Origin of the sequence: Buttiauxella izardii, from assembly GCF_003601925.1 — a bacterium.
Classification (GTDB): domain Bacteria; phylum Pseudomonadota; class Gammaproteobacteria; order Enterobacterales; family Enterobacteriaceae; genus Buttiauxella; species Buttiauxella izardii.
Genome location: NZ_QZWH01000013.1, coordinates 31,095 through 49,561, shown reverse-complemented (window position 1 = coordinate 49,561; position 18,467 = coordinate 31,095). Strand labels below are relative to the sequence as shown.

At 49.1% G+C, this 18,467-nt stretch carries 21 protein-coding genes and 1 pseudogene; 15 read left to right on the top strand and 7 right to left on the bottom strand.

The window, feature by feature from the left end; all coding sequences use genetic code 11:
* Window positions 1–105: 105 nt before the first annotated feature.
* Window positions 106–999 carry an O-acetylserine/cysteine exporter gene (gene eamA / locus D6029_RS07905; protein ID WP_120064250.1) on the top strand — a complete coding sequence of 298 codons (894 nt, stop codon included), beginning with the start codon at window positions 106–108 and terminating at the stop codon, window positions 997–999.
* 36 nt (window positions 1,000–1,035) lie between these two features.
* Here eamA and marB read toward each other — a convergent pair whose 3' ends face one another.
* From marB to marR, 3 genes are read right to left on the bottom strand one after another with little or no spacing between them, the layout of a single operon-like run.
* Window positions 1,036–1,245 (bottom strand): multiple antibiotic resistance regulatory protein MarB, encoded by a 210-nt coding sequence (gene marB / locus D6029_RS07900; RefSeq protein WP_120064249.1) that lies wholly within the window; start codon window positions 1,243–1,245, stop codon window positions 1,036–1,038.
* 51 nt (window positions 1,246–1,296) lie between these two features.
* Window positions 1,297–1,671: an MDR efflux pump AcrAB transcriptional activator MarA gene (marA, locus tag D6029_RS07895; RefSeq protein ID WP_120064248.1), complete on the bottom strand. Its 375-nt coding sequence runs from the start codon at window positions 1,669–1,671 to the stop codon at window positions 1,297–1,299.
* Between the two features lie 20 nt (window positions 1,672–1,691).
* Window positions 1,692–2,126 (bottom strand): multiple antibiotic resistance transcriptional regulator MarR, encoded by a 435-nt coding sequence (gene marR, locus D6029_RS07890; RefSeq protein WP_120064247.1) that lies wholly within the window; start codon window positions 2,124–2,126, stop codon window positions 1,692–1,694.
* 200 nt (window positions 2,127–2,326) lie between these two features.
* Between marR and D6029_RS07885 the strand changes: the two are divergent.
* A pseudogene (locus tag D6029_RS07885) lies at window positions 2,327–2,419 on the top strand (stress protection protein MarC); the annotation flags it as partial.
* A 204-nt stretch (window positions 2,420–2,623) separates the two neighbouring features.
* Complete coding sequence (locus D6029_RS07880; RefSeq protein WP_120064246.1) at window positions 2,624–2,932, top strand: hypothetical protein; 309 nt, start codon at window positions 2,624–2,626, stop codon at window positions 2,930–2,932.
* Here the strand turns inward: D6029_RS07880 and D6029_RS07875 are convergent.
* A complete protein-coding gene (locus D6029_RS07875) occupies window positions 2,902–3,840 on the bottom strand; it encodes a DUF2971 domain-containing protein (RefSeq protein WP_120064245.1) in 939 nt (312 codons plus the stop codon). The genes D6029_RS07880 and D6029_RS07875 overlap by 31 nt on opposite strands.
* A gap of 373 nt (window positions 3,841–4,213) precedes the next feature.
* Here D6029_RS07875 and D6029_RS07870 point away from each other — a divergent pair, with 373 nt between their 5' ends.
* The 5 genes from D6029_RS07870 to D6029_RS07850 all read left to right on the top strand — a co-directional run bounded on the left by D6029_RS07870 (window position 4,214) and on the right by D6029_RS07850 (window position 6,642).
* Complete coding sequence (locus D6029_RS07870) at window positions 4,214–4,414, top strand: hypothetical protein (RefSeq protein ID WP_120064244.1); 201 nt, start codon at window positions 4,214–4,216, stop codon at window positions 4,412–4,414.
* Window positions 4,415–4,677: 263 nt separating this feature from the next.
* Complete coding sequence (locus tag D6029_RS07865; protein ID WP_120064243.1) at window positions 4,678–5,160, top strand: Hcp family type VI secretion system effector; 483 nt, start codon at window positions 4,678–4,680, stop codon at window positions 5,158–5,160.
* Window positions 5,157–5,636: a DUF2778 domain-containing protein gene (locus tag D6029_RS07860; protein WP_120064242.1), complete on the top strand. Its 480-nt coding sequence runs from the start codon at window positions 5,157–5,159 to the stop codon at window positions 5,634–5,636. Before D6029_RS07865 ends, D6029_RS07860 begins: the two co-directional genes overlap by 4 nt.
* Window positions 5,636–5,890: a hypothetical protein gene (locus tag D6029_RS07855; RefSeq protein ID WP_120064241.1), complete on the top strand. Its 255-nt coding sequence runs from the start codon at window positions 5,636–5,638 to the stop codon at window positions 5,888–5,890. Before D6029_RS07860 ends, D6029_RS07855 begins: the two co-directional genes overlap by 1 nt.
* Before the next feature lie 80 nt (window positions 5,891–5,970).
* Window positions 5,971–6,642 carry a MarC family NAAT transporter gene (locus tag D6029_RS07850; RefSeq protein WP_120064240.1) on the top strand — a complete coding sequence of 224 codons (672 nt, stop codon included), beginning with the start codon at window positions 5,971–5,973 and terminating at the stop codon, window positions 6,640–6,642.
* Between the two features lie 42 nt (window positions 6,643–6,684).
* Here D6029_RS07850 and D6029_RS07845 read toward each other — a convergent pair whose 3' ends face one another.
* The gene (locus D6029_RS07845) at window positions 6,685–7,878 is read right to left on the bottom strand and encodes a sugar transporter (RefSeq protein WP_120064239.1); all 1,194 of its coding nucleotides are present in this window, start codon (window positions 7,876–7,878) and stop codon (window positions 6,685–6,687) included.
* Between the two features lie 166 nt (window positions 7,879–8,044).
* Here D6029_RS07845 and D6029_RS07840 point away from each other — a divergent pair, with 166 nt between their 5' ends.
* A complete protein-coding gene (locus D6029_RS07840; protein WP_120064238.1) occupies window positions 8,045–8,854 on the top strand; it encodes a PhzF family phenazine biosynthesis protein in 810 nt (269 codons plus the stop codon).
* Here D6029_RS07840 and ptrR read toward each other — a convergent pair.
* Entirely contained in the window at window positions 8,851–9,711 is an 861-nt protein-coding gene (gene ptrR, locus D6029_RS07835; protein ID WP_120064237.1) for a putrescine utilization regulator PtrR, read from the bottom strand. The genes D6029_RS07840 and ptrR overlap by 4 nt on opposite strands.
* Window positions 9,712–9,812: 101 nt before the next feature.
* On the opposite strand from ptrR, the gene sad reads away from it, so the two are divergent.
* The 6 genes from sad to D6029_RS07805 all read left to right on the top strand — a co-directional run bounded on the left by sad (window position 9,813) and on the right by D6029_RS07805 (window position 17,560).
* Window positions 9,813–11,189, top strand: coding sequence for a succinate-semialdehyde dehydrogenase (sad, locus tag D6029_RS07830; RefSeq protein ID WP_120064236.1), 1,377 nt, complete (start codon window positions 9,813–9,815; stop codon window positions 11,187–11,189).
* Between the two features lie 48 nt (window positions 11,190–11,237).
* Window positions 11,238–12,164, top strand: a complete 927-nt coding sequence (gene glsB / locus D6029_RS07825; protein WP_120064235.1) for a glutaminase B — start codon at window positions 11,238–11,240, stop codon at window positions 12,162–12,164.
* A 134-nt stretch (window positions 12,165–12,298) separates the two neighbouring features.
* Window positions 12,299–13,744: a GGDEF domain-containing protein gene (locus D6029_RS07820; RefSeq protein WP_120064269.1), complete on the top strand. Its 1,446-nt coding sequence runs from the start codon at window positions 12,299–12,301 to the stop codon at window positions 13,742–13,744.
* A gap of 165 nt (window positions 13,745–13,909) precedes the next feature.
* On the top strand, window positions 13,910–14,839 hold the full coding sequence (locus D6029_RS07815; RefSeq protein WP_120064234.1) for a VirK/YbjX family protein: 930 nt from the start codon (window positions 13,910–13,912) through the stop codon (window positions 14,837–14,839).
* Window positions 14,840–15,062: 223 nt separating this feature from the next.
* Window positions 15,063–16,514, top strand: a complete 1,452-nt coding sequence (locus tag D6029_RS07810; RefSeq protein ID WP_120064233.1) for a tagaturonate reductase — start codon at window positions 15,063–15,065, stop codon at window positions 16,512–16,514.
* A 110-nt stretch (window positions 16,515–16,624) separates the two neighbouring features.
* A complete protein-coding gene (locus D6029_RS07805; protein WP_120064232.1) occupies window positions 16,625–17,560 on the top strand; it encodes a zinc-dependent alcohol dehydrogenase family protein in 936 nt (311 codons plus the stop codon).
* Between the two features lie 24 nt (window positions 17,561–17,584).
* Here D6029_RS07805 and dsbG read toward each other — a convergent pair whose 3' ends face one another.
* On the bottom strand, window positions 17,585–18,349 hold the full coding sequence (dsbG, locus tag D6029_RS07800) for a thiol:disulfide interchange protein DsbG (protein WP_120064231.1): 765 nt from the start codon (window positions 18,347–18,349) through the stop codon (window positions 17,585–17,587).
* Window positions 18,350–18,467 lie beyond the last annotated feature (118 nt).

The following is an 18,467-nucleotide window of genomic DNA, read 5'->3' as shown; positions in this document are numbered from 1 at the left end:
TTAATTTTTTCTCTGTACTGACAGAGAAAAGTGCGATCTGTATCTATTTATTATGTGGATGAATACGTAGATTTTAACAAAATCGCAATAACACAGGGGCAGGGTATGACGCGCAAAGATGGGCTGCTGGCAATGCTGGTGGTTGTGGTGTGGGGACTGAATTTTGTGGTGATTAAGATGGGGCTGCACAATATGCCGCCGCTGTTGTTGGCCGGACTGCGTTTTTTGCTGGTGGCCTTCCCCGCATTGCTGTTTGTCGCGCGCCCTAAAATTCCCTTTCGTCTGCTGGCCGCGTACGCACTGACGATTAGCTTCGGGCAGTTTGCGTTTCTCTTTAGTGCGATTAAATTCGGGATGCCCGCCGGACTTGCGTCGCTGGTTCTCCAGGCGCAGGCATTTTTCACCATTATTCTCGGTGCATGCGTGTTTGGTGAACGCCTACAAGGCAAGCAACTGGCGGGGATATCGCTTGCGGTTATCGGTGTGCTGGTGTTGATTGAAGGGAGTCTCGGCGGGCAGCAGGTCGCTTTACTGGGTTTTATGCTCACACTGGCGGCGGCTTTTAGCTGGGCTTGTGGCAACATCTTCAATAAAAAGATCATGCAGTTGGAAGCACGCCCGCCGATTATGTCGCTGGTGGTCTGGAGCGCATTGATTCCGGTCATTCCATTTTTTGTCGCCAGTTTCCTGCTTGATGGCCCGGCGCTGATGTGGCAAAGCCTGATAACCATTGATATGACAACGGTGCTTTCGCTGGTTTACCTGGCGTTTGTGGCAACGATTGTGGGTTACGGGATTTGGGGGAGCTTGCTGGGGCGCTACGAAACCTGGCGTGTCGCTCCGTTATCATTACTGGTGCCGGTCGTCGGAATGGGCAGTGCGGCATGGTTGTTGGATGAAACGCTGTCGATGACACAATTGATCGGTGCCGCGCTGATTATGGGCGGGCTGTATATCAACGTGTTTGGCTTGCGAGTGAGACGGGCGGCGGTGAATTAAAAGGGGCGGGCAAAATAGAGGCCCGCCCAATCCGAATTACAGTGTGTTTTCCTGGTAGTACGGCGTACCCAGGAATTCTGACTTATCGCCAATGGTGTTGCTGTTCTGTGCGCGGCTATCAGACGGTGGAATGATCATGCTGCCGTGATTCGCCTGAGTGGTGCTGAAATTGCCTGATTGCTCCGCCATAACGTTTGCGGAAGCCAGAATCAGTAGCAGGCTCGCTGCGGAGATAAAACGTTTCATAAATCCTCGGTGTCTGGTTAACCAGACGGTTGCATAGCGTTTTTAACTGTTTTAATGATTTAGCGGGTGAATGTACTTTCCTTCGCCACCTGAACATGCAACGCGGAATCTGTGAGGTGGCACAGAGAAGTAATTCTTGAACGTGCGGGTGAGTGTCTGTTGCGACTCAAACCCATAGCGCTCCGCCAAATAAAGAATCGGCTCGTTACTTTCTTTCAACTTGAGCGCGATTTCGGTCAGTTTTCGATTACGGATGTATTGGCCTAATGAATGCCCGGTCTCTTTTTTAAACATCCTTTGCAGGTGCCACTTCGAGTAGCCAGAACGCTGCGAAACCTTCTCAAGGGAGAGCGGGGTTTCCAGGTTCTCTTCAATCCAGTCCAAAATGCTTTGTATTGTTATTGAATCATTGTTCCGTCTGGACATCGTTTCACCTCATTCCAGGTTTACGGTAATACCTTTGCTAACAAGTGATAAAGCGTGTCGGCTTCGTCGGCTGTCAGGTTTTTAATCAGTTCTTGGTGCATGCTTTTCCCCAAGAGGCTGCGGCATTTCTCGCAAAGTTTGGCTCCATCAGGAGTCAGTCTTATCAGCACACCCCGTTTGTCGTTGGGATTCGGTAAGCGCGCGACCCATCCTTTGCAAATCAGGCGGTCTAACATGCGGGTTAACGCACCGAGGTCCACAGAAAGCGATTTCTTCAACTCCATGGGGGTAATGCATTCTTCGCGATAGATAGTGCAGAGCACTTTAAATTGTGACGAAGTGACATCCAGTGGGGAAAGATGTTCGTTAAGCAGGCGTTCCTTGTACTGGTTAACCATATAGATCAGTTGCCCGAGAGGGATCATTTCGTTAAACAGATCGTTTTTGTCTTTCACTATGGTTGCCCAGGCAAGTATATTTAATCACGGCAGATATTATTGCTCAGGCAACCATAAGTCAACGTTATGAGTCGGTGATGACACGAATAGCTAAAACGGTTCAGTTTTTAACATTGATACAATTCTGCTAACCCATGTAGAGCATGCAGACTGCTATACTCGAGAGCGCAAAAAGACACCGAAATAAAGGACAGCAGATGATGGAATTGGTAAAGGCTATTGGGCTTGGGTTGGTGGTGTTATTACCGCTGGCTAACCCTTTGACTACAGTAGCATTGTTCCTCGGGCTTCCCAGGCGTCAACTATAAACACTTTGACTTATTGACGTACATCGCAAAAAACCTCTCGTTTCCTTCTTATCTGGTCACACCATAAACAAGCGGTTAGGTTTTTACGTTGTACTGTTTAAATATACAGCGTGGATTAAGCGTAACTATATAGAGGGATAAATAAAGGGGAAGGGCAGAACGCCCACGACAGACAAGAGAGAAATCATGAACTACGTATTCGAACTACTGAAAGCAGAACAGCACATTCACCAACAAGATGAACACATAGCCTATCTGGAAGCACTCACCCGCCAGCAACGCGCATCAATCCAGGGTATCAACGCAAGACTGTACAAACTGGAACAGCGCCCCGTAACGGTACACAACACTGTTAACACGGTGAACATCGTTAACGCCCCACGTAATGTACGAAAAGAAGCGCTAACCTTTGCTGAATCAATGGAACACTTCATTGATGGTAAGGCAGAGCGCGAACGCCGATATCAGGACCGACTCAAAGCCAACCATTCTTGATAGTCCATTATCTCAATGGTGCTTAGGTCGGGGTATGCTTGCTTAAATTTAGTGTTTGGTGGCATATGCTCGATGATGTAATTTTTTATTTCTACTGGCATTCTCCAACCGAATATAATTGACTCAACAAAGTCAGGCGTGTAATCGTAGTTCATCCACAGAGCGCCTTTTATTAATCGTGGTGCCATATCGTTAGACAGTTGGAATCTATATTCTGATTCATATTCCCATTCTACAAGTTTTGTGCGTAATGCTTGCCAAATAAGAACACCCATATGCTCATTGCTTTCAAGATTCAAATACATTTTACATAGATCAATTAGGTTCAATTTGGGAATTTCTTTTTCATAAGTAACTTCGGTAGCCGCAATATATTCACCCTTAAATTCAATGCAAAACCCTTTGTGAGAATCGGCATAATGTGACCACATTAAATTACTATTTTTGTTACTTGATAGTGATATAAACGCATAACTATCAATCAGGTCATTAAATGTCTGCCTGAATCTATGAAGGTATTTGATGCCTGAATTTGTGAACTTACCGTTATCCACGCTGCTGGTAATGTCATGCACACGGGAACCTAGCATAGACTTCTTTAATTCCTCAAGTTTCTCAGGAGTTTCCGCAATGTATTGAACGTCTTTACGAAGATATGTTTCATCCTTTACACTTTTCAACAAAAGGGGTATTAAACTTTCGAACTCTTGCGGAGTAGGTTCGACAAGTTCTATTTTAGAATCAAACAAATCATTGAAGTTTAGGCGGCTTGAAAATGTTGCTTTATTATCTAATAGATTCTGAACTGAATAATCATTCTTTAAACGTTCTTCTACGGATAAAGTTGCATCACTGATTAAGTTGATAGACCGATATTTATATAAAAACTCGGGATGTTTGTCGGTCACACGCTGTACCCGTATGTGTAGGATTAAAAGGCAGCGAATGTTAAATAATATCGCTAAGTAATTGAAGTTAATGATATCTCGAATGAATAACTACATCAATTAGGGTTCTCATATATTTAATTTAGGTTCTTTCCAACTCATTGAATTTTGGGAAGTTTCAAGAGCGCATTCTTTCAGTCATGTGTGATTTTTTAAAGTTGGTTCAGTTCATCAGTCTACGCCTATCAATCCCGAAAAATCCCTCGTATTTTTTCCAATCATTGCTACTTCCATGTTACTGTTTTATTTACAATTGATCGGATTCTGCTCTAGCGCAAACCACACCATAAATACATAAAAATATGCAGCGTTATAACCAGAGAGAATATTACGCATGAAATCAGAAAATTTTATCACCGTGTCGGAAATCGGGCGGCGGTATGACTACACACCGCAAGCCGTCAAGAAATGGATTCAGCGCGGTCTACCGTACAACACCAACCAGAGAAAGATTTCAGAAAAAGAGGGTACTGAATGGATTATCAAAAATATCCTGAAACAAGCATCAAGACGATGGACGCAAGCGAAGAATTGAACTAATCATTATTATTTTCTGGGTTTATGATTATTTGTTGCATCTGTTGATCTGATATTATTTATCGTTCATTTCAATATTCTCTGTTAAGTCGAATGACTCCCCTTAATGCAGTTATTTATGAGCTAAACTTATCCATGTTATGTATATTGGAATCTTTATCATTGTTTTGGTGAATGCATTAAAAATTAATTATTTACGGTTTCTCGCTGGCTGTCATAGTGCTAACATAATTAATCTCAAAGACCGTAAAGGGAATTAAAATGGCTATTCCAGCTTATCTGTGGCTTAAAGACGATGGCGGGGCTGATATTAAAGGTTCAGTTAATGTGAAAGACCGTGAACACAGTATCGAGATTTTGGGATTTGGACATGGTCTGCATTTACCTACTGACAACAATACAGGAAAAATAACCGGAACTCGCGTTCATTCTGCGCTTTCCTTTGAAAAGGAATTTGATTCATCTAGCCCATATTTATATAAAGCAGTAGCGAAAGGCCAAACGCTAAAATCTGCTGAAATTAAGTGGTATAAAATTGATGATGCCGGACAAGAAGTTGAATACTTTAACATGTTACTCGAAAACGTAAAAATAGTATCAGTTTGCCCGATGATGCACGATATTAAAAACCCTGCTACTGAGAAGCATAATCACCTTGAAGGTGTTTCATTACGTTACGAAAAAATCACATGGAAACACTGCGATGGAAATATCCTTTTCACTGATTCCTGGAATGACCGATGATCCGTTGCACTTTTCATTTAAACGGTGGGGCACTTTCAACGTTAAGCTGCCCGGGTATTGGTTTTTTTCCTGCGTATTCAAGCAATGCAGGGCCGATGAGAAATAATCCAGATTCAATTAAGGTCAAAGATGTTGGCCCACTTCCACCTGGTCAATATTATATAGTTAGCCGTGGCCGTGGTGGAATAGGCACAATGGTGAAAGATATTATTTCTTCTGAATATTCAGGGTCAGATCGCGCTATATGGTTCGCGTTATACCGCAATGATAGCCAAATTGATGATCACACGTTCATTGAAGAAGTGCAGCGGGGGAATTTTCGGTTGCATCCTGCGGGGTATGAAGGGCGAAGCAATGGATGTATCACATTACCGCGAAATTCTGATTTTACCATTCTGCGTGAAAGTCTGCTCAAAACAGCAGCTTTTAAGGTTACGGCCTTATTAACTGCTTTTGGAACGGTACAGGTATATTAATGAAACCTCATCAATTCGTACTTTGCTGGCTGGCGGCTTTTGGCTCTTATTTAATCATTGTTTTTTCAAGCTACGCCTTCTTACCTGAAGGTATTCTGCTGGAACTTGTCACAAAATATACAGGTGATATAAGCGCTGATCGCTGGGATAACTTTGTGGGTTATTTGATGTTCATAGGTTCAGCATTAGTGAATGCCGTCCTTATATGGATTGTAGTCAGTATTTATCAGCGATTGCAGTCGAAAGCCGATTGATACAATTCTGCTAACCCATGTAGAGCAAGCAGGCTGCTATACTCGAGAGCGCAAAAAGACACCGAAATTAAGGACAGCAGATGATGGAATTGGTAAAGGCTATTGGGCTTGGGTTGGTGGTGTTATTACCGTTGGCTAACCCTTTGACTACAGTAGCATTGTTCCTCGGGCTTGCCGGAGATATGAACAAAAAGGCCCGCGACAAAACCGCATTGATGGCGTCGATTAATGTATTCATCATCATGATGGTTGCTTATTACGCCGGGCAGGTGGTGATGAATACCTTTGGTATTTCCATTCCCGGTTTGCGGATTGCGGGCGGGTTGATTGTTGCATTTATTGGTTTCCGCATGCTTTTCCCGCAACAAAAAGCCCACGAGTCGCCAGAGGCGCACTCCAAAGCTGAAGAGCTTGAACAAGAACCGGATACCAATATCGCCTTTGTGCCGCTCGCCATGCCAAGCACGGCGGGGCCGGGGACGATTGCGATGATCATCAGTTCGTCGTCAACCGTTGAGCACGGCGTGAACTTTTCCAATTGGGTTGTGCTGGTGGCACCACCGCTTATTTTTGCGTTAGTGGGTTTGATTTTGTGGGGCAGTTTGCGCAGTTCAGGGGCAATTATGCGCCTGGTGGGCAAGAGCGGAATTGAAGCGATTTCTCGCCTGATGGGCTTCTTATTAGTCTGTATGGGCGTGCAGTTTATTATTAACGGCATCCTGGAAATAGTGACTCATTTCCCGGCAAATTAAACAAAAGGGCAACGGCAAAACACCGTTGCCCTTTCAATTCAATTAATGGCCAGGTTGTTCTTCAAGCGATACCGGCCAGCGTCGGAAAATTAATACCGAACCTACCAGTGCAATCAGTGCCGGAACCGCACCCACCATCCCGATACTCGACATTTCAAAATGCAGGCTCACCTGGTTTCCGACTAACGCGCCTGCGCCAATCCCGATATTGAAAATCCCTGAGAATAACGCCATCGACACATCAGTCGCATCCGATGCCTGCGCCAGAACTTTCACCTGCACTCCCAGCGTGATCACCATAATCGCGATGCCCCAGAACAGGCACAGAATGGTGAGGTTCACGGTGCTTTGTGCCGCAGGTAACAACAAGGCGAGGCACAGCACCAGCAATCCGATTGAGCAGCTAACCAGCGTTGACGAGTGGCGGTTGCCCAATTTACCGAACATCACGCTGCCAATAATCCCGGCACCGCCAAGCACTAACAGCAGGAACGTCGCCATATTGGCGCTCAATCCCGCGACGTTTTGCACGAACGGTTCAATGTAGCTGTAGGCGGTGTAATGCGCGGTCACGACCACGGCGACAAGCACATATAAGCTGACTAACGCCGGGCGTTTAAATAGCTCAGGCACGCTTTTCAGCGAACCCGAATGCTCGCTTGGCAATTTTGGCAGCAGCTTGATGACGTAGAACAGCGTCAGGGCGGCGATGACGCCGATTCCCAAAAAGGTGGTGCGCCAGCCGAAATATTGCCCGACCATGCGCCCGAGCGGTAAACCTAAGACCATCGCCAGCGCCGTACCCGTGGCAATCAGGCTCATCGCCTGGGCTTTTTTACCCGCCGGAGCCATACGAATCGCCAGCGAAACGGTAATCGACCAGAAAATAGCGTGGGCAAATGCAATACCGATGCGGCTAATCACCAGCACCGTGAAGTTCCAGGCGGCGAAAGAGACAATGTGGCTGGCGATAAACAGCGCAAAAATGCAGATTAACAACCGCTTACGCTCAACCTTATTGGTGAGCAACATAAACGGCAGCGACATCAGCGCTACGACCCATGCGTAAATCGTCAGCATGATCCCGACTTGCGCGGTTTGCATGCCAAAACTGTCGGCGATGTCAGACAGCAAACCGACCGGAACAAATTCCGTAGTGTTAAAAATAAAGGCGGCGACCGCGAGAGTAACGACGCGTAACCACGCCGTTTTGCGTGATACGTTGCTTGTTGTCATAAATGGGTTTCGCGCTGATAAATGAAAGGTTTGGTGAGGGGGCGATCATAAAACCATCAACTCACCCATACAACCGATTTGTGATTTATCTCTCATTTTATTGTTCTGATAAATACATCAGCCGTGGCATGTTAGAAGTCATAGATTCATAAAGAGGGATAATGCGATGCAGCAAATTGATTTTTATATGGTGGATGCGTTCACCGATACGACTTTCGGCGGCAACGCAGCGGCGGTTTGTCCACTCACCGAATGGCTGCCGGATGAAACCTTGCTGTCGATGACGCGTCAGCATAATCAGTCGGAAACGGCGTTTTTTATCACTACTGACAGCGGTTTTGAATTGCGCTGGTTCACCACGGAAGGGGAAATCAATCTGTGCGGTCACGCGACGCTGGCAACCGCTCATGTGATTTTCGAATATCTGAATTACCCGGAAGCGACGATTCATTTTGATACGTGCTTCGTTGGCCCTTTAACGGTGACGCGCAACGGCGACTGGTTAACGCTCGATTTCCCGGCATCAGGCAGCGAACCGGTTGAACCGCCACAACTTTTGCTCGATTGCCTCGGTATCAGCGAGTGTCAGGAAGTTCGGCTGGGGCGCACTTATACCGTGCTGCTCGAAAGCCAGGCGCAGGTTGAAGCTATCAATCCGGATTTCGAACTGATGCGCAAGCTTGACCAAAAAGTGTGTGTCACCGCCCCGGCGCAGATTGAAGGCTATGATTTTGTCAGCCGCTTCTTTTCACCGAAGGCCGCATTGAATGAAGATCCGGTGACCGGTTCGTCGCACACCATGTTGATCCCATACTGGGGCGAAAAGCTGGGGAAAACGCAGATGCTGGCGCGCCAGGTTTCTCAACGTGGCGGCGATATTCGTTGCCAACTGCTGGGCGACAGAGTGCTAATGTCCGGCCAGGCGACCACCTATTTAATCGGCAAGATACTGCTGCGAAAAGAAATTTTGCGCTAAGGCGTTTGTTCGAGTAAGCCGATAAAGGCATCGAGTTGTCGGGTTTTCGCCCCGCGCCGCCAGATAAGCCAGGTGTTGAGGTATCGCCACTCTTCTGGCAGCGGCGATATCGACACCTGATGGCTGCCGGGCATGCTTTCGAGCATGCTGCGCGGCATCAAGGCAATTCCCGCTCCGGCAATCACACACGCCAACATGCCGTGATACGACTCCATTTCATGAATTTTACCCGGAACCGAGTGCTGGGCGTGGAACCAGCTTTCAAAATGTCGGCGGTAGGAACAATTGGCGCGAAAAGCATAAATACTGGTGCCGCTGACCTGTTTCGCGTCGGTAATCACCGCCGTCTCCGCCGGGGCGACAATCACCATCTCTTCTTTGTAAACCGCTATTCCCTCGAGAGACGGATGCAATATCGGGCCGTCCACAAAGGCGGCGGATAAACGCCCGTCCAGTACGCCATCAATTTGATCGCCTGAAGGCCCGGTGGCTAGGGAGAGCTGAATTTTTGGGAAGCGCTGGTTAAACATCGCCAGCAGGCCAGGAATACGCACCGCTGCGGTGCTTTCCAGCGAACCTAACGGCAGCGTGCCCTGCGGTTCGTCGCCGGAAACCGCCATCCGCGCTTCATCGACTAAAGCCAGAATCCGTTTGCTGTAGCTAAGAAAACTATGCCCGGCGGGGGCCAGGCGCAAGCGCTGGTTTTCGCGAATAAACAATTCCACACCGAGATCCGCCTCCAGTTGTTTGATGCGCGTGGTGAGATTTGACGGCACACGGTGCACCTTCACCGCGGCGGCGCTGATGCTGCCGGTTTCTGCCACCGCATTAAACATTTCAAGCTGCGTGAGATCCATAAACCTTTCTCGTTACGTGAATGACTCGCTCATTATTATTCATTTTTCATGATTGTCACGGGCGTTTAAGGTAAAGGCATAAATCGAACGCAGGAGAAATCATGAACGATCACGCTATTTCAATTAATCCAGCCACCGGCGAGCAACTTTCAGCGCAGCCGTTTGCAACGCGGGAACAACTCGATGCGATGCTGGCGGGGAATCATTCTGCGTTTAAAACCTGGCGAAATGTGCCTGTGGCTCAACGTGCGGTTAAATTACGCAATCTGGGTACAGCGTTGCGAAATCACGCCGAAGCACTGGCACAAATGATCACCGCAGAAATGGGTAAGCCAATTGCGCAGGCGCGTGGCGAAGTGGCGAAAACTGCCAATCTCTGCGACTGGTATGCCGAACACGGCCCGGCGATGCTCGCCACCGAAGCCACTCTGGTGGAAAACCAACAGGCGGTGATTGAGTATCGTCCTTTGGGCGCAATTCTGGCGGTGATGCCGTGGAACTTCCCGCTCTGGCAAGTACTGCGCGGCGCGGTACCGATTCTGCTGGCTGGGAACAGCTACGTTCTAAAGCATGCGCCAAACGTGATGGGCACTGCGTTATTCATCAAGCAGATGTTTGCCGAAGCGGGATTCCCGCAAGGCGTGTTTGACGTGATTAACGTCACGCCGGAAGGTGTGAGTCATGCCATTAACGATGCACGAATTGCGGCGATCACAGTCACCGGGAGCGGGCGTGCAGGTGCGGCGATTGGCGCACAGACGGGTCGTGCTTTGAAAAAGTGTGTGCTTGAGTTAGGCGGTTCCGATCCGTTTATTGTGCTCAATGACGCGAACCTGGATGAAGCCGTAAAGGCGGCAGTCGCAGGGCGTTTTCAGAACACCGGGCAGGTTTGTGCGGCAGCGAAACGCTTTATTGTCGAAGAAGGGATTGGCGAGACTTTCACAGAGAAATTCGTGGCGGCGGTTCAGGCGCTGCAAACTGGCGACCCGACAATTGATGCGACTTATATCGGCCCGATGGCGCGTTACGACCTGCGTGATGAATTACACCATCAAGTGACAACGTCACTTGAGCAGGGCGCAAAGTTGTTACTTGGCGGTGAAAAAATCGCCGGAAAAGGGAATTATTATGCGCCGACCGTTTTAGGTAATGTCACGCCGGAGATGGTGGCATTTCGTGAAGAGCTGTTTGGCCCGGTCGCGGCAATCACCGTCGCCCGGGATGCAGAACATGCGCTGGAATTGGCAAACGACAGCGATTTTGGCCTTTCTGCCACGCTATTCACTGCAAATACTCAGCTTGCGGACGACTTTGCTGTGCGTCTTGAATGCGGCGGTGTGTTTATCAACGGCTATAGCGCCAGCGACCCGCGAGTCGCATTTGGTGGCGTGAAGAAAAGTGGTTTTGGGCGCGAGCTTTCACATTTTGGGCTGCATGAGTTTTGTAATGTGCAGACAGTCTGGAAAGACCGCCACTAGCTTCTGATATACTCATGCCCTCAAAATTCACCAGCCAGGGAGTTTACGTTGGCAGGTTTACTGAATAATCAATTGCTGGAAGATATTCTTGCGCAGGTTCGGCCACTTATTGGGCGTGGCAAAGTGGCCGATTACATTCCGGCTCTGGCTGAAATTCCCGGTGATAAGCTCGGGATTTCGGTGTGTACCGTCGATGGCGAAATGTTTAGCGCAGGCGATGCAAGCGAGCGTTTCTCGATTCAGTCTATTTCGAAGGTGCTGAGTCTGACGCTGGCGATGGGGCGCTACGATGAGCATGAAATCTGGCAGCGCGTGGGTAAAGAGCCTTCCGGGCAGCCGTTTAACTCGTTGCTGCAACTGGAGCTTGAGCAAGGCAAACCGCGCAACCCGTTTATCAATGCGGGCGCGTTGGTGGTGTGCGATATGCTGCAAACCCGCCTGAGTGCGCCGAAGCAGCGCATGCTGGAAGTGGTGCGCGCGATGGCGGAGCAACCCGACCTGGCTTACGACGCAAGAGTGGCGAAATCAGAGTTTGAGCATTCGGCACGCAACGCCGCCATCGCCTGGCTGATGAAATCATTCGGTAATTTTGATAACGATGTGATTACCGTATTGCACAATTACTTCCATTACTGTGCGTTGAAAATGAGCTGCCTGGAGCTGGCGAAAACGTTTCTGTTTCTGGCAAACCAGGGGCGGGCGTTGCATCTTGATGAGCCGATTATTACTGCGCAGCAGGCCCGGCAGATAAATGCGTTGATGGTGACCAGCGGCATGTACGACGGTGCCGGTGAATTTGCCTATCGAGTCGGGATGCCGGGGAAATCTGGCGTCGGCGGCGGGATCATTGCGATTGTGCCCAATGAAATGTCTATTGCGGTCTGGTGCCCGGAACTGGATGCCTCGGGTAACTCGCTGGCCGGAACCGCAGCGCTTGAGATTTTAGCTCAGCGCATCGGCCGTTCCATCTTCTGATACTGCTGCGTGGCATATCTGGTGGGCAACAGGTCACACCAGATAAAATATGCTAAGCTAAAAATTATTTTTTGCACTCATGCAGTTGTATTAAACCATTCCGAAGTGCATGCATAAATATGAGTCAAATTAGCATGGCTAATCTCGCTAGAATGATGTTTTTTTCGCCTGAAAAACGGCTGGCTAACGCCATTAATATTTTTGTTATTACTACACTGTTTTACTTTTTCGGCGCATCGCTTCGCCTGATTGATGAGCTGTCGCTTTTCTGGCCGTTGAATGCGGTGCTGGCGGCGATTTTTGTGCGCTCGCCGTTCCTCAATCGGCCGATTTATTACTTCCTCTGTTATAGCGCAATGATTCTTTACGATGCCTTTACCACGCATTGGGGATGGCAGTCGGCGATAATAAACTTATCAAATATGATGTTTATTATTATTGTCGCGCGACTATTGCTGCGTTATTCCAGAACGCAGGATGAAAGTAATTGGGCGCTGAATGCCTTTAATCTTTTCTATGCCTGCCTGATTGGTGCCGTTCTCAGCTCATTATTAGGCTCGGTGGGATCAACGGGGCCGTCGTCGGATTACCGCCAGTTCCTCTCGCTGTTCGCCGACTGGTTCAGTGAACAGTTTTCGACGGGCGTATTAATGATGCCTTTCTTGCTGATGGCAAAATGGCCGCAGTGGGATAAGTTGCCTGCGTTTCAATTGTCGAAAATCTACCCGCTGGTCGCCGTGATCGTTTCTGTTATGGCTTCCGTGGTGATTGGTGGAGCGGGGAGCCTGGCGTTTCCGCTACCCGCGCTAATCTGGTGCGCGATTCGTTATCCGCTGCCGATTACGGCTCTGATAACATTTTTAACCGGCGGCACGGAAATCATTCTGGTGGCCAACTCGATTGTCGTGATTCATCAGAACCAACCGCTGATGGTGACGGAGATGTTTTCCGCACGCCTTGGCATCGCCACCATGGCGATTTGCCCGCTGATTGTTTCGGTGAGCGTGGATGCGATTAACCGATTGATTCAACAAACTTCTTTGCGAGCAGATTACGATTATCTCACCGGCGTTTATTCCCGTTCCGGTTTGTATGAAGCGCTCAAAACTAAAATCCCGCTCAAGCATTTGCCCAAGCAAAAGCTGTGCGTGATGCTGCTGGATATCGATTATTTCAAGCGTATCAATGACAGCTTTGGTCATGAGTGTGGCGATGTGGTTCTGGCCTCATTTGCCGCTCAAGTGCGTAAAGTGGTTGGGGAAGACGGGCTGGTGGCGCGTCTGGGCGGCGAAGAATTTGTGGTCGCTTGCAGCACTTGCAGCGAAGAAAAAGGCCTGGCGATCGCCGAGAAAATTCGCCAGACCATCGAGCTTACGGCGTTTCGTTATCAGCAACAGTCGCTTTTCATCACCGTCAGTATTGGCCTGGCAACGGCCACGCCTGAAAAGCAAACCCTGCATGATGCGTTTAACTCGCTGTTGGCGGAAGCGGATAAATATCTCTATTTGTCCAAGCGTAATGGTCGCAATCAGACCAGTACGTCGCGCATCACCCAGCAAGATATGGCGGCTTCGATTTAACGCTCGCCTTGAATCCAGATTATTCGCGGTTTGAAGCACTTATTCTGAAAAGTGCTCAAGCCGGAATTTTTATAAAGTTGTTGTAAAAGCGTATAGGTTCCAGCGAATAAACTTTGCCTGAGGAATTCACTTCGAGTGAAGCAGAGTTTACCGCCTGGAGGCAAAATGACTATTCTGGACCAACATCCATCACTGCAAAAAAATAATGCAGGGGTTTCCACTATCATGGCTTTGGTGAGCGGGGAATTAACGCCCTGTGATATCTGGCATGAAAAGTCATACCGGGCGAAATTCCTGCTGCGCACTCTTCTTGCTCCCCGCCAGACATTGCGTTTCTTTAATTCTATGGCGCAGCAGAGCTATTTTTCGACATTGCTAAAAGCTCAAAAAACACTGCCAAGTAAAATCCATCGCCATTATTTGCATTTGGGCATGAATGCTTGCGCACGTGTCGATGCCATTCTCAATCATTATCAGTTTGTTGAAAACCTGAGCGGTAAAACGCTGGCATATGGCTTGATGTCACCCGAGCAAATCGAACTGCTGGCGCTGGACGGCAAAGACGGTGAAAAAATACAAATCAACGTCAGTACCGCTCTGGGCGCGGAACGGGAAGGTGAGAGCACGCTTTGGCTAAACATGGATGGCGTCCGACTTGCGGCGTTAACCTTCTGCGTGGCCGGTGACAAAATATTCATTGGCGGGTTACAAGGTGCTCATCGCAGTGTGCCGCATGACGCCATAAAAGCGGCAACCAAAGCCTGTCACGGTTTATTCCCTAAACGTCTGCTGATGGAGGTTTTGTGGCTATTAGCGGCGCAACAAGGAATTAAAGGAATTTATGGCGTCAGCAATGACGGCCATGTATTCCGTGGGCTGCGTTATCGCCTCAGTAAAGGGAAGCATTTTCACGCCAGTTATAATGAATTCTGGGAATCAACGGGAGGCGAAAAATACAATAAGCATCTTTACCGCCTGCCGTTGTCATTACCGCAAAAATATCTGAATGAAATTGCCAGCAAAAAACGTTCGGAATACCGCAAACGTTATGCCTTGCTTGAAGCGTTACAAACCCAGTTCGCTGAGTTGAGTTAGCAACATCACTCAGTAGATGTTATACCAAATTCACTGGTGGTTTTCAGTGGTGCGGGGCGATGGCATGACAATTGTGACTGGTGTCGCACCCATGACCAGAGATGCTTAAGAAAATTGGTATAATAACTTTAGTTTGATCAAAACGGGGTTTCACATTGTTAAGTTCTGATAGTTTGGAGAGGATTTTTATTCGCCCATCCTGTACTCACCAAGGAACAACATAGTGAAAACACTTAATCGTCAAGACTTCCCTGGCGCTCAATATCCTGAACGTATTATCCAGTTTGGTGAAGGTAACTTTTTGCGTGCTTTCATTGACTGGCAAGTCGATTTGCTTAACGAACACACCGACCTGAACGCGGGTGTTGTTATCGTACGTCCTATCGACAGCGCATTCCCGCCGTCGTTGTCGACTCAGGATGGGCTTTATACCACGATTATTCGCGGCCTGAACGAGCAGGGTGAAGCGGTCAGCGACGCGCGCCTGATTCGCTCCGTGAACCGTGAAATCAATGTATATCAAGAATATGAAACCTTCCTGAAACTGGCTCATAACCCAGACATGCGCTTCGTGTTCTCTAACACCACCGAAGCGGGTATCAGCTACCACGCGGGCGACAAGTTTGAAGATGCGCCAGCGGTAAGCTACCCGGCGAAACTGACGCGTTTGCTGTTCGAGCGTTTCACCCACTTCAACGGCGCTGCGGATAAAGGTTGGATCATCATTCCTTGCGAACTGATTGATTACAACGGTGACGCACTGCAAGAACTGGTGCTGCGTTACGCACAAGAGTGGGAACTGCCAGCGGCATTTACCCAGTGGCTGAACGACGCCAATACTTTCTGTTCTACGCTGGTTGACCGCATCGTGACCGGTTATCCGCGCGATGAAGCATCTGCCATTGAAGAATCTTTGGGTTACAAAGACAGCTTCCTGGCGGCGGCAGAGCACTTCTATCTGTTCGTGATTCAGGGGCCAGCGTCTTTGGCGCAAGAACTGCGTCTGGATAAACTCTCTCTGAACGTGCTGATTGTTGACGACATCAAACCGTATAAAGAACGTAAAGTGGCGATCCTGAACGGTGCGCACACCGCGCTGGTGCCGGTTGCTTACCTGGCGGGTCTGAACACCGTTGGCGAGTCCATGAACGATGCGGAAGTTTGCGCATTCGTCGAAAAAACTATCGCGGAAGAGATCATTCCAGTGCTGGATTTGCCACGCGATGAGCTGCAATCCTTTGCACAAGCCGTGACCAGCCGTTTCCAGAACCCGTACATTCAGCACCAGTTGCTGTCTATCGCGCTCAATGGCATGACCAAGTTCCGCACCCGTATTCTGCCGCAATTGCTGGCTGGCCAGCAGGCGAACGGCACTTTGCCACCACGTCTGACTTTCGCACTGGCGGCGCTGATTGCTTTCTATAAAGGCGAGCGTGGCGAAGAAACTTATCCGCTGCAGGATGACGAGCACTGGCTGGTGCGTTATCAGCAACTGTGGGCGGCGCTGGGCGACAAACAAATCAACGAGCAGCAGCTGGTTGAAGCGGTGCTGAGCGACAGCGTTCACTGGGATCAAGACCTGACTAAAGTTCCGGGTCTGGTGGCTAAAGTGAGCGAAGATTTACAGGCGATTCAAAACCTCGGCATGCGTGCTGCGGTGGCGCGTTACTGCTAATTCGGCTGTAAAATAATATTGTCGCTCGGATAAGCGCAGCGTTATGCGATTGAATCTGAGCGACAAAACCTTGATATAGTGCCTGTAACGTTGCTTACAGGCATTTTTTTATGCATAACTCCGCACTTTGGTTTCGCCAGTTCGGCCAGCCTGAACAGGTTATTTCGCTCGAACACTCAACAATCTCACCGCGCCCCTGCGGCATGCTTCGCGTGCAAATGCGTTATGCGCCGATTAATCCTTCCGATTTAATTCCCGTTACCGGTGCTTATCGTCATCGCGTGATGCCGCCTCGTGTCGTGGGTTATGAAGGCGTGGGCGTGATAATAGACGCCGACAGTCCCGAAATGATTGGCCAGCGAGTCTTGCCGTTGCGAGGCGATGGAACCTGGCAACGCTGGCTGGATTGTTCAGCGCTTTGGGCGGTTCCGGTGCCTGATTTTATTCCCGATCTTCTGGCTGCTCGCGGGTACATCAATCCGCTGGCGGCATTGGTGATGTTAAAAAAATGGCCGGTGAACGGGAAAACGGTGTTACTGACTGCGGCGAGCTCATCTTGCGCAGCGCTGCTGGCGCAATGGGCGCTGATGCAGGGCGCGGCGCAGGTGTTCGGCGTTTGCCGTAGTGAAGGGCAAATAGCGGAGTTGCAGAAAAATGGCATAACGCCCGTGTTGATTGATGACCATGCGGCTTTGCGTGCGTTCGCCCGGCAGGTTGATGTGCTGTTCGATGCGGTCGGTGATTCGCTTGCCACATTGTTGCTGGCGCAGTTAAACGCGGATGCTGATTTTGTCTCCTACGGTTTGTTGAGCGGGCAGCCTTATGACGCTCGCGGCGCTCAGGCTAAACCCCAGCGTTTCCACCTACGGGATACGTTAGCCGTGACTGAATCGCACGAATGGCAGCAGTGGTTTGTGGAATTCTGGCCGCTGCTGGCAAAAAGCCAGTTACCGGAAGTGAAAGTGTTTGCACTGGAAAACTGGCGCGAAGCCTTACGGGAATTTGCAGTAGAAGGGCGACGTTGCAAGCCAGTCCTGGCAATGTGACGTGACAACGTCACCTTTAAACTGCTATTTATCGCTGCCCATGATCGCTTTCATGGCTTCTTCATCAGGCAAGCCCTGATTTTGTTGCAGTCGGCCTTCTTTATTCAGGTAATAAATAGAAGGCGTCGCCGTTCCCCCTAATTCATCCATCAACGCGAGATTGTCTTCCAGCGCTTTGGTGATTTCAGGTTTGATGGTGGCAGGAATTTTCAGCTCCATTTTCCCTTTGGAATTTTCGTAATCTGCGAGTGTTTTCGCCGGATCTTTCGCCATCATAATTGCCGCGGCTTTCTGGCCGCTGTCGGGGCGCAACATGCCAACCATCAACACGCGCAGCTGAACTTTGCCGGATTTCACCCACGGCTGCGCATTGTTCCAGAACTGTGTGCAGTACGGGCAATACGGGTCGGCAAAGGCGTAAACGACCTGCGGCGCGTCTGCTTTACCTACGGCTATCCAGTGGTTTTTCTCAAGCTTTTGCCACATCTCTTTTGCCATCGGCGCATAAACCCATTTCTCGACTTGCTCATCGCTGAGGTTTTTCCCCGTAGCATCCACCAGATTCCCCATGATGGCGTGCTGTTTGTCGGGCGTCAGAAACACGGTGGTGCCTTGCCCCTGGATTTGCATCACGTAACCGGGCATATCGCCGGGGCCTTTAAATTCACCTTTCAGCTCAAAGCCTTGCTTCTGTAGTGCGGTGATCGGGGCCGGGAGTTTTACTTCTTCCGCCAGCACCGAAGCGCTGACGAGCAGGGCAAGTGAAAGAGTCCATACTGTTTTTTTCATTATGCCGTCCTTATCATTCTCTAGATGAATATATCGCCCGGCTAGGCTACAGGTCGTTGGCACGGAAGGAAAGAAAGATGAATCTGCGTTATTTTGTTATGGTATGCGCAATTTTTTA

Bases quoted from the DNA above. Each gene is read 5' to 3' on its own strand.
- D6029_RS07840 (WP_120064238.1), top strand. From the start codon at position 8,045: ATGCAGCAAATTGATTTTTATATGGTGGATGCGTTCACCGATACGACT.
- marB (WP_120064249.1), bottom strand. From the start codon at position 1,245: ATGAAACGTTTTATCTCCGCAGCGAGCCTGCTACTGATTCTGGCTTCC.
- sad (WP_120064236.1), top strand. From the start codon at position 9,813: ATGAACGATCACGCTATTTCAATTAATCCAGCCACCGGCGAGCAACTT.
- D6029_RS07870 (WP_120064244.1), top strand. From the start codon at position 4,214: ATGAAATCAGAAAATTTTATCACCGTGTCGGAAATCGGGCGGCGGTAT.
- eamA (WP_120064250.1), top strand. From the start codon at position 106: ATGACGCGCAAAGATGGGCTGCTGGCAATGCTGGTGGTTGTGGTGTGG.
- D6029_RS07855 (WP_120064241.1), top strand. From the start codon at position 5,636: ATGAAACCTCATCAATTCGTACTTTGCTGGCTGGCGGCTTTTGGCTCT.
- D6029_RS07805 (WP_120064232.1), top strand. From the start codon at position 16,625: ATGCATAACTCCGCACTTTGGTTTCGCCAGTTCGGCCAGCCTGAACAG.
- D6029_RS07880 (WP_120064246.1), top strand. From the start codon at position 2,624: ATGAACTACGTATTCGAACTACTGAAAGCAGAACAGCACATTCACCAA.
- D6029_RS07850 (WP_120064240.1), top strand. From the start codon at position 5,971: ATGATGGAATTGGTAAAGGCTATTGGGCTTGGGTTGGTGGTGTTATTA.
- ptrR (WP_120064237.1), bottom strand. From the start codon at position 9,711: ATGGATCTCACGCAGCTTGAAATGTTTAATGCGGTGGCAGAAACCGGC.
- D6029_RS07865 (WP_120064243.1), top strand. From the start codon at position 4,678: ATGGCTATTCCAGCTTATCTGTGGCTTAAAGACGATGGCGGGGCTGAT.
- marA (WP_120064248.1), bottom strand. From the start codon at position 1,671: ATGTCCAGACGGAACAATGATTCAATAACAATACAAAGCATTTTGGAC.
- D6029_RS07845 (WP_120064239.1), bottom strand. From the start codon at position 7,878: ATGACAACAAGCAACGTATCACGCAAAACGGCGTGGTTACGCGTCGTT.
- D6029_RS07860 (WP_120064242.1), top strand. From the start codon at position 5,157: ATGATCCGTTGCACTTTTCATTTAAACGGTGGGGCACTTTCAACGTTA.
- D6029_RS07815 (WP_120064234.1), top strand. From the start codon at position 13,910: ATGACTATTCTGGACCAACATCCATCACTGCAAAAAAATAATGCAGGG.
- D6029_RS07820 (WP_120064269.1), top strand. From the start codon at position 12,299: ATGGCTAATCTCGCTAGAATGATGTTTTTTTCGCCTGAAAAACGGCTG.
- dsbG (WP_120064231.1), bottom strand. From the start codon at position 18,349: ATGAAAAAAACAGTATGGACTCTTTCACTTGCCCTGCTCGTCAGCGCT.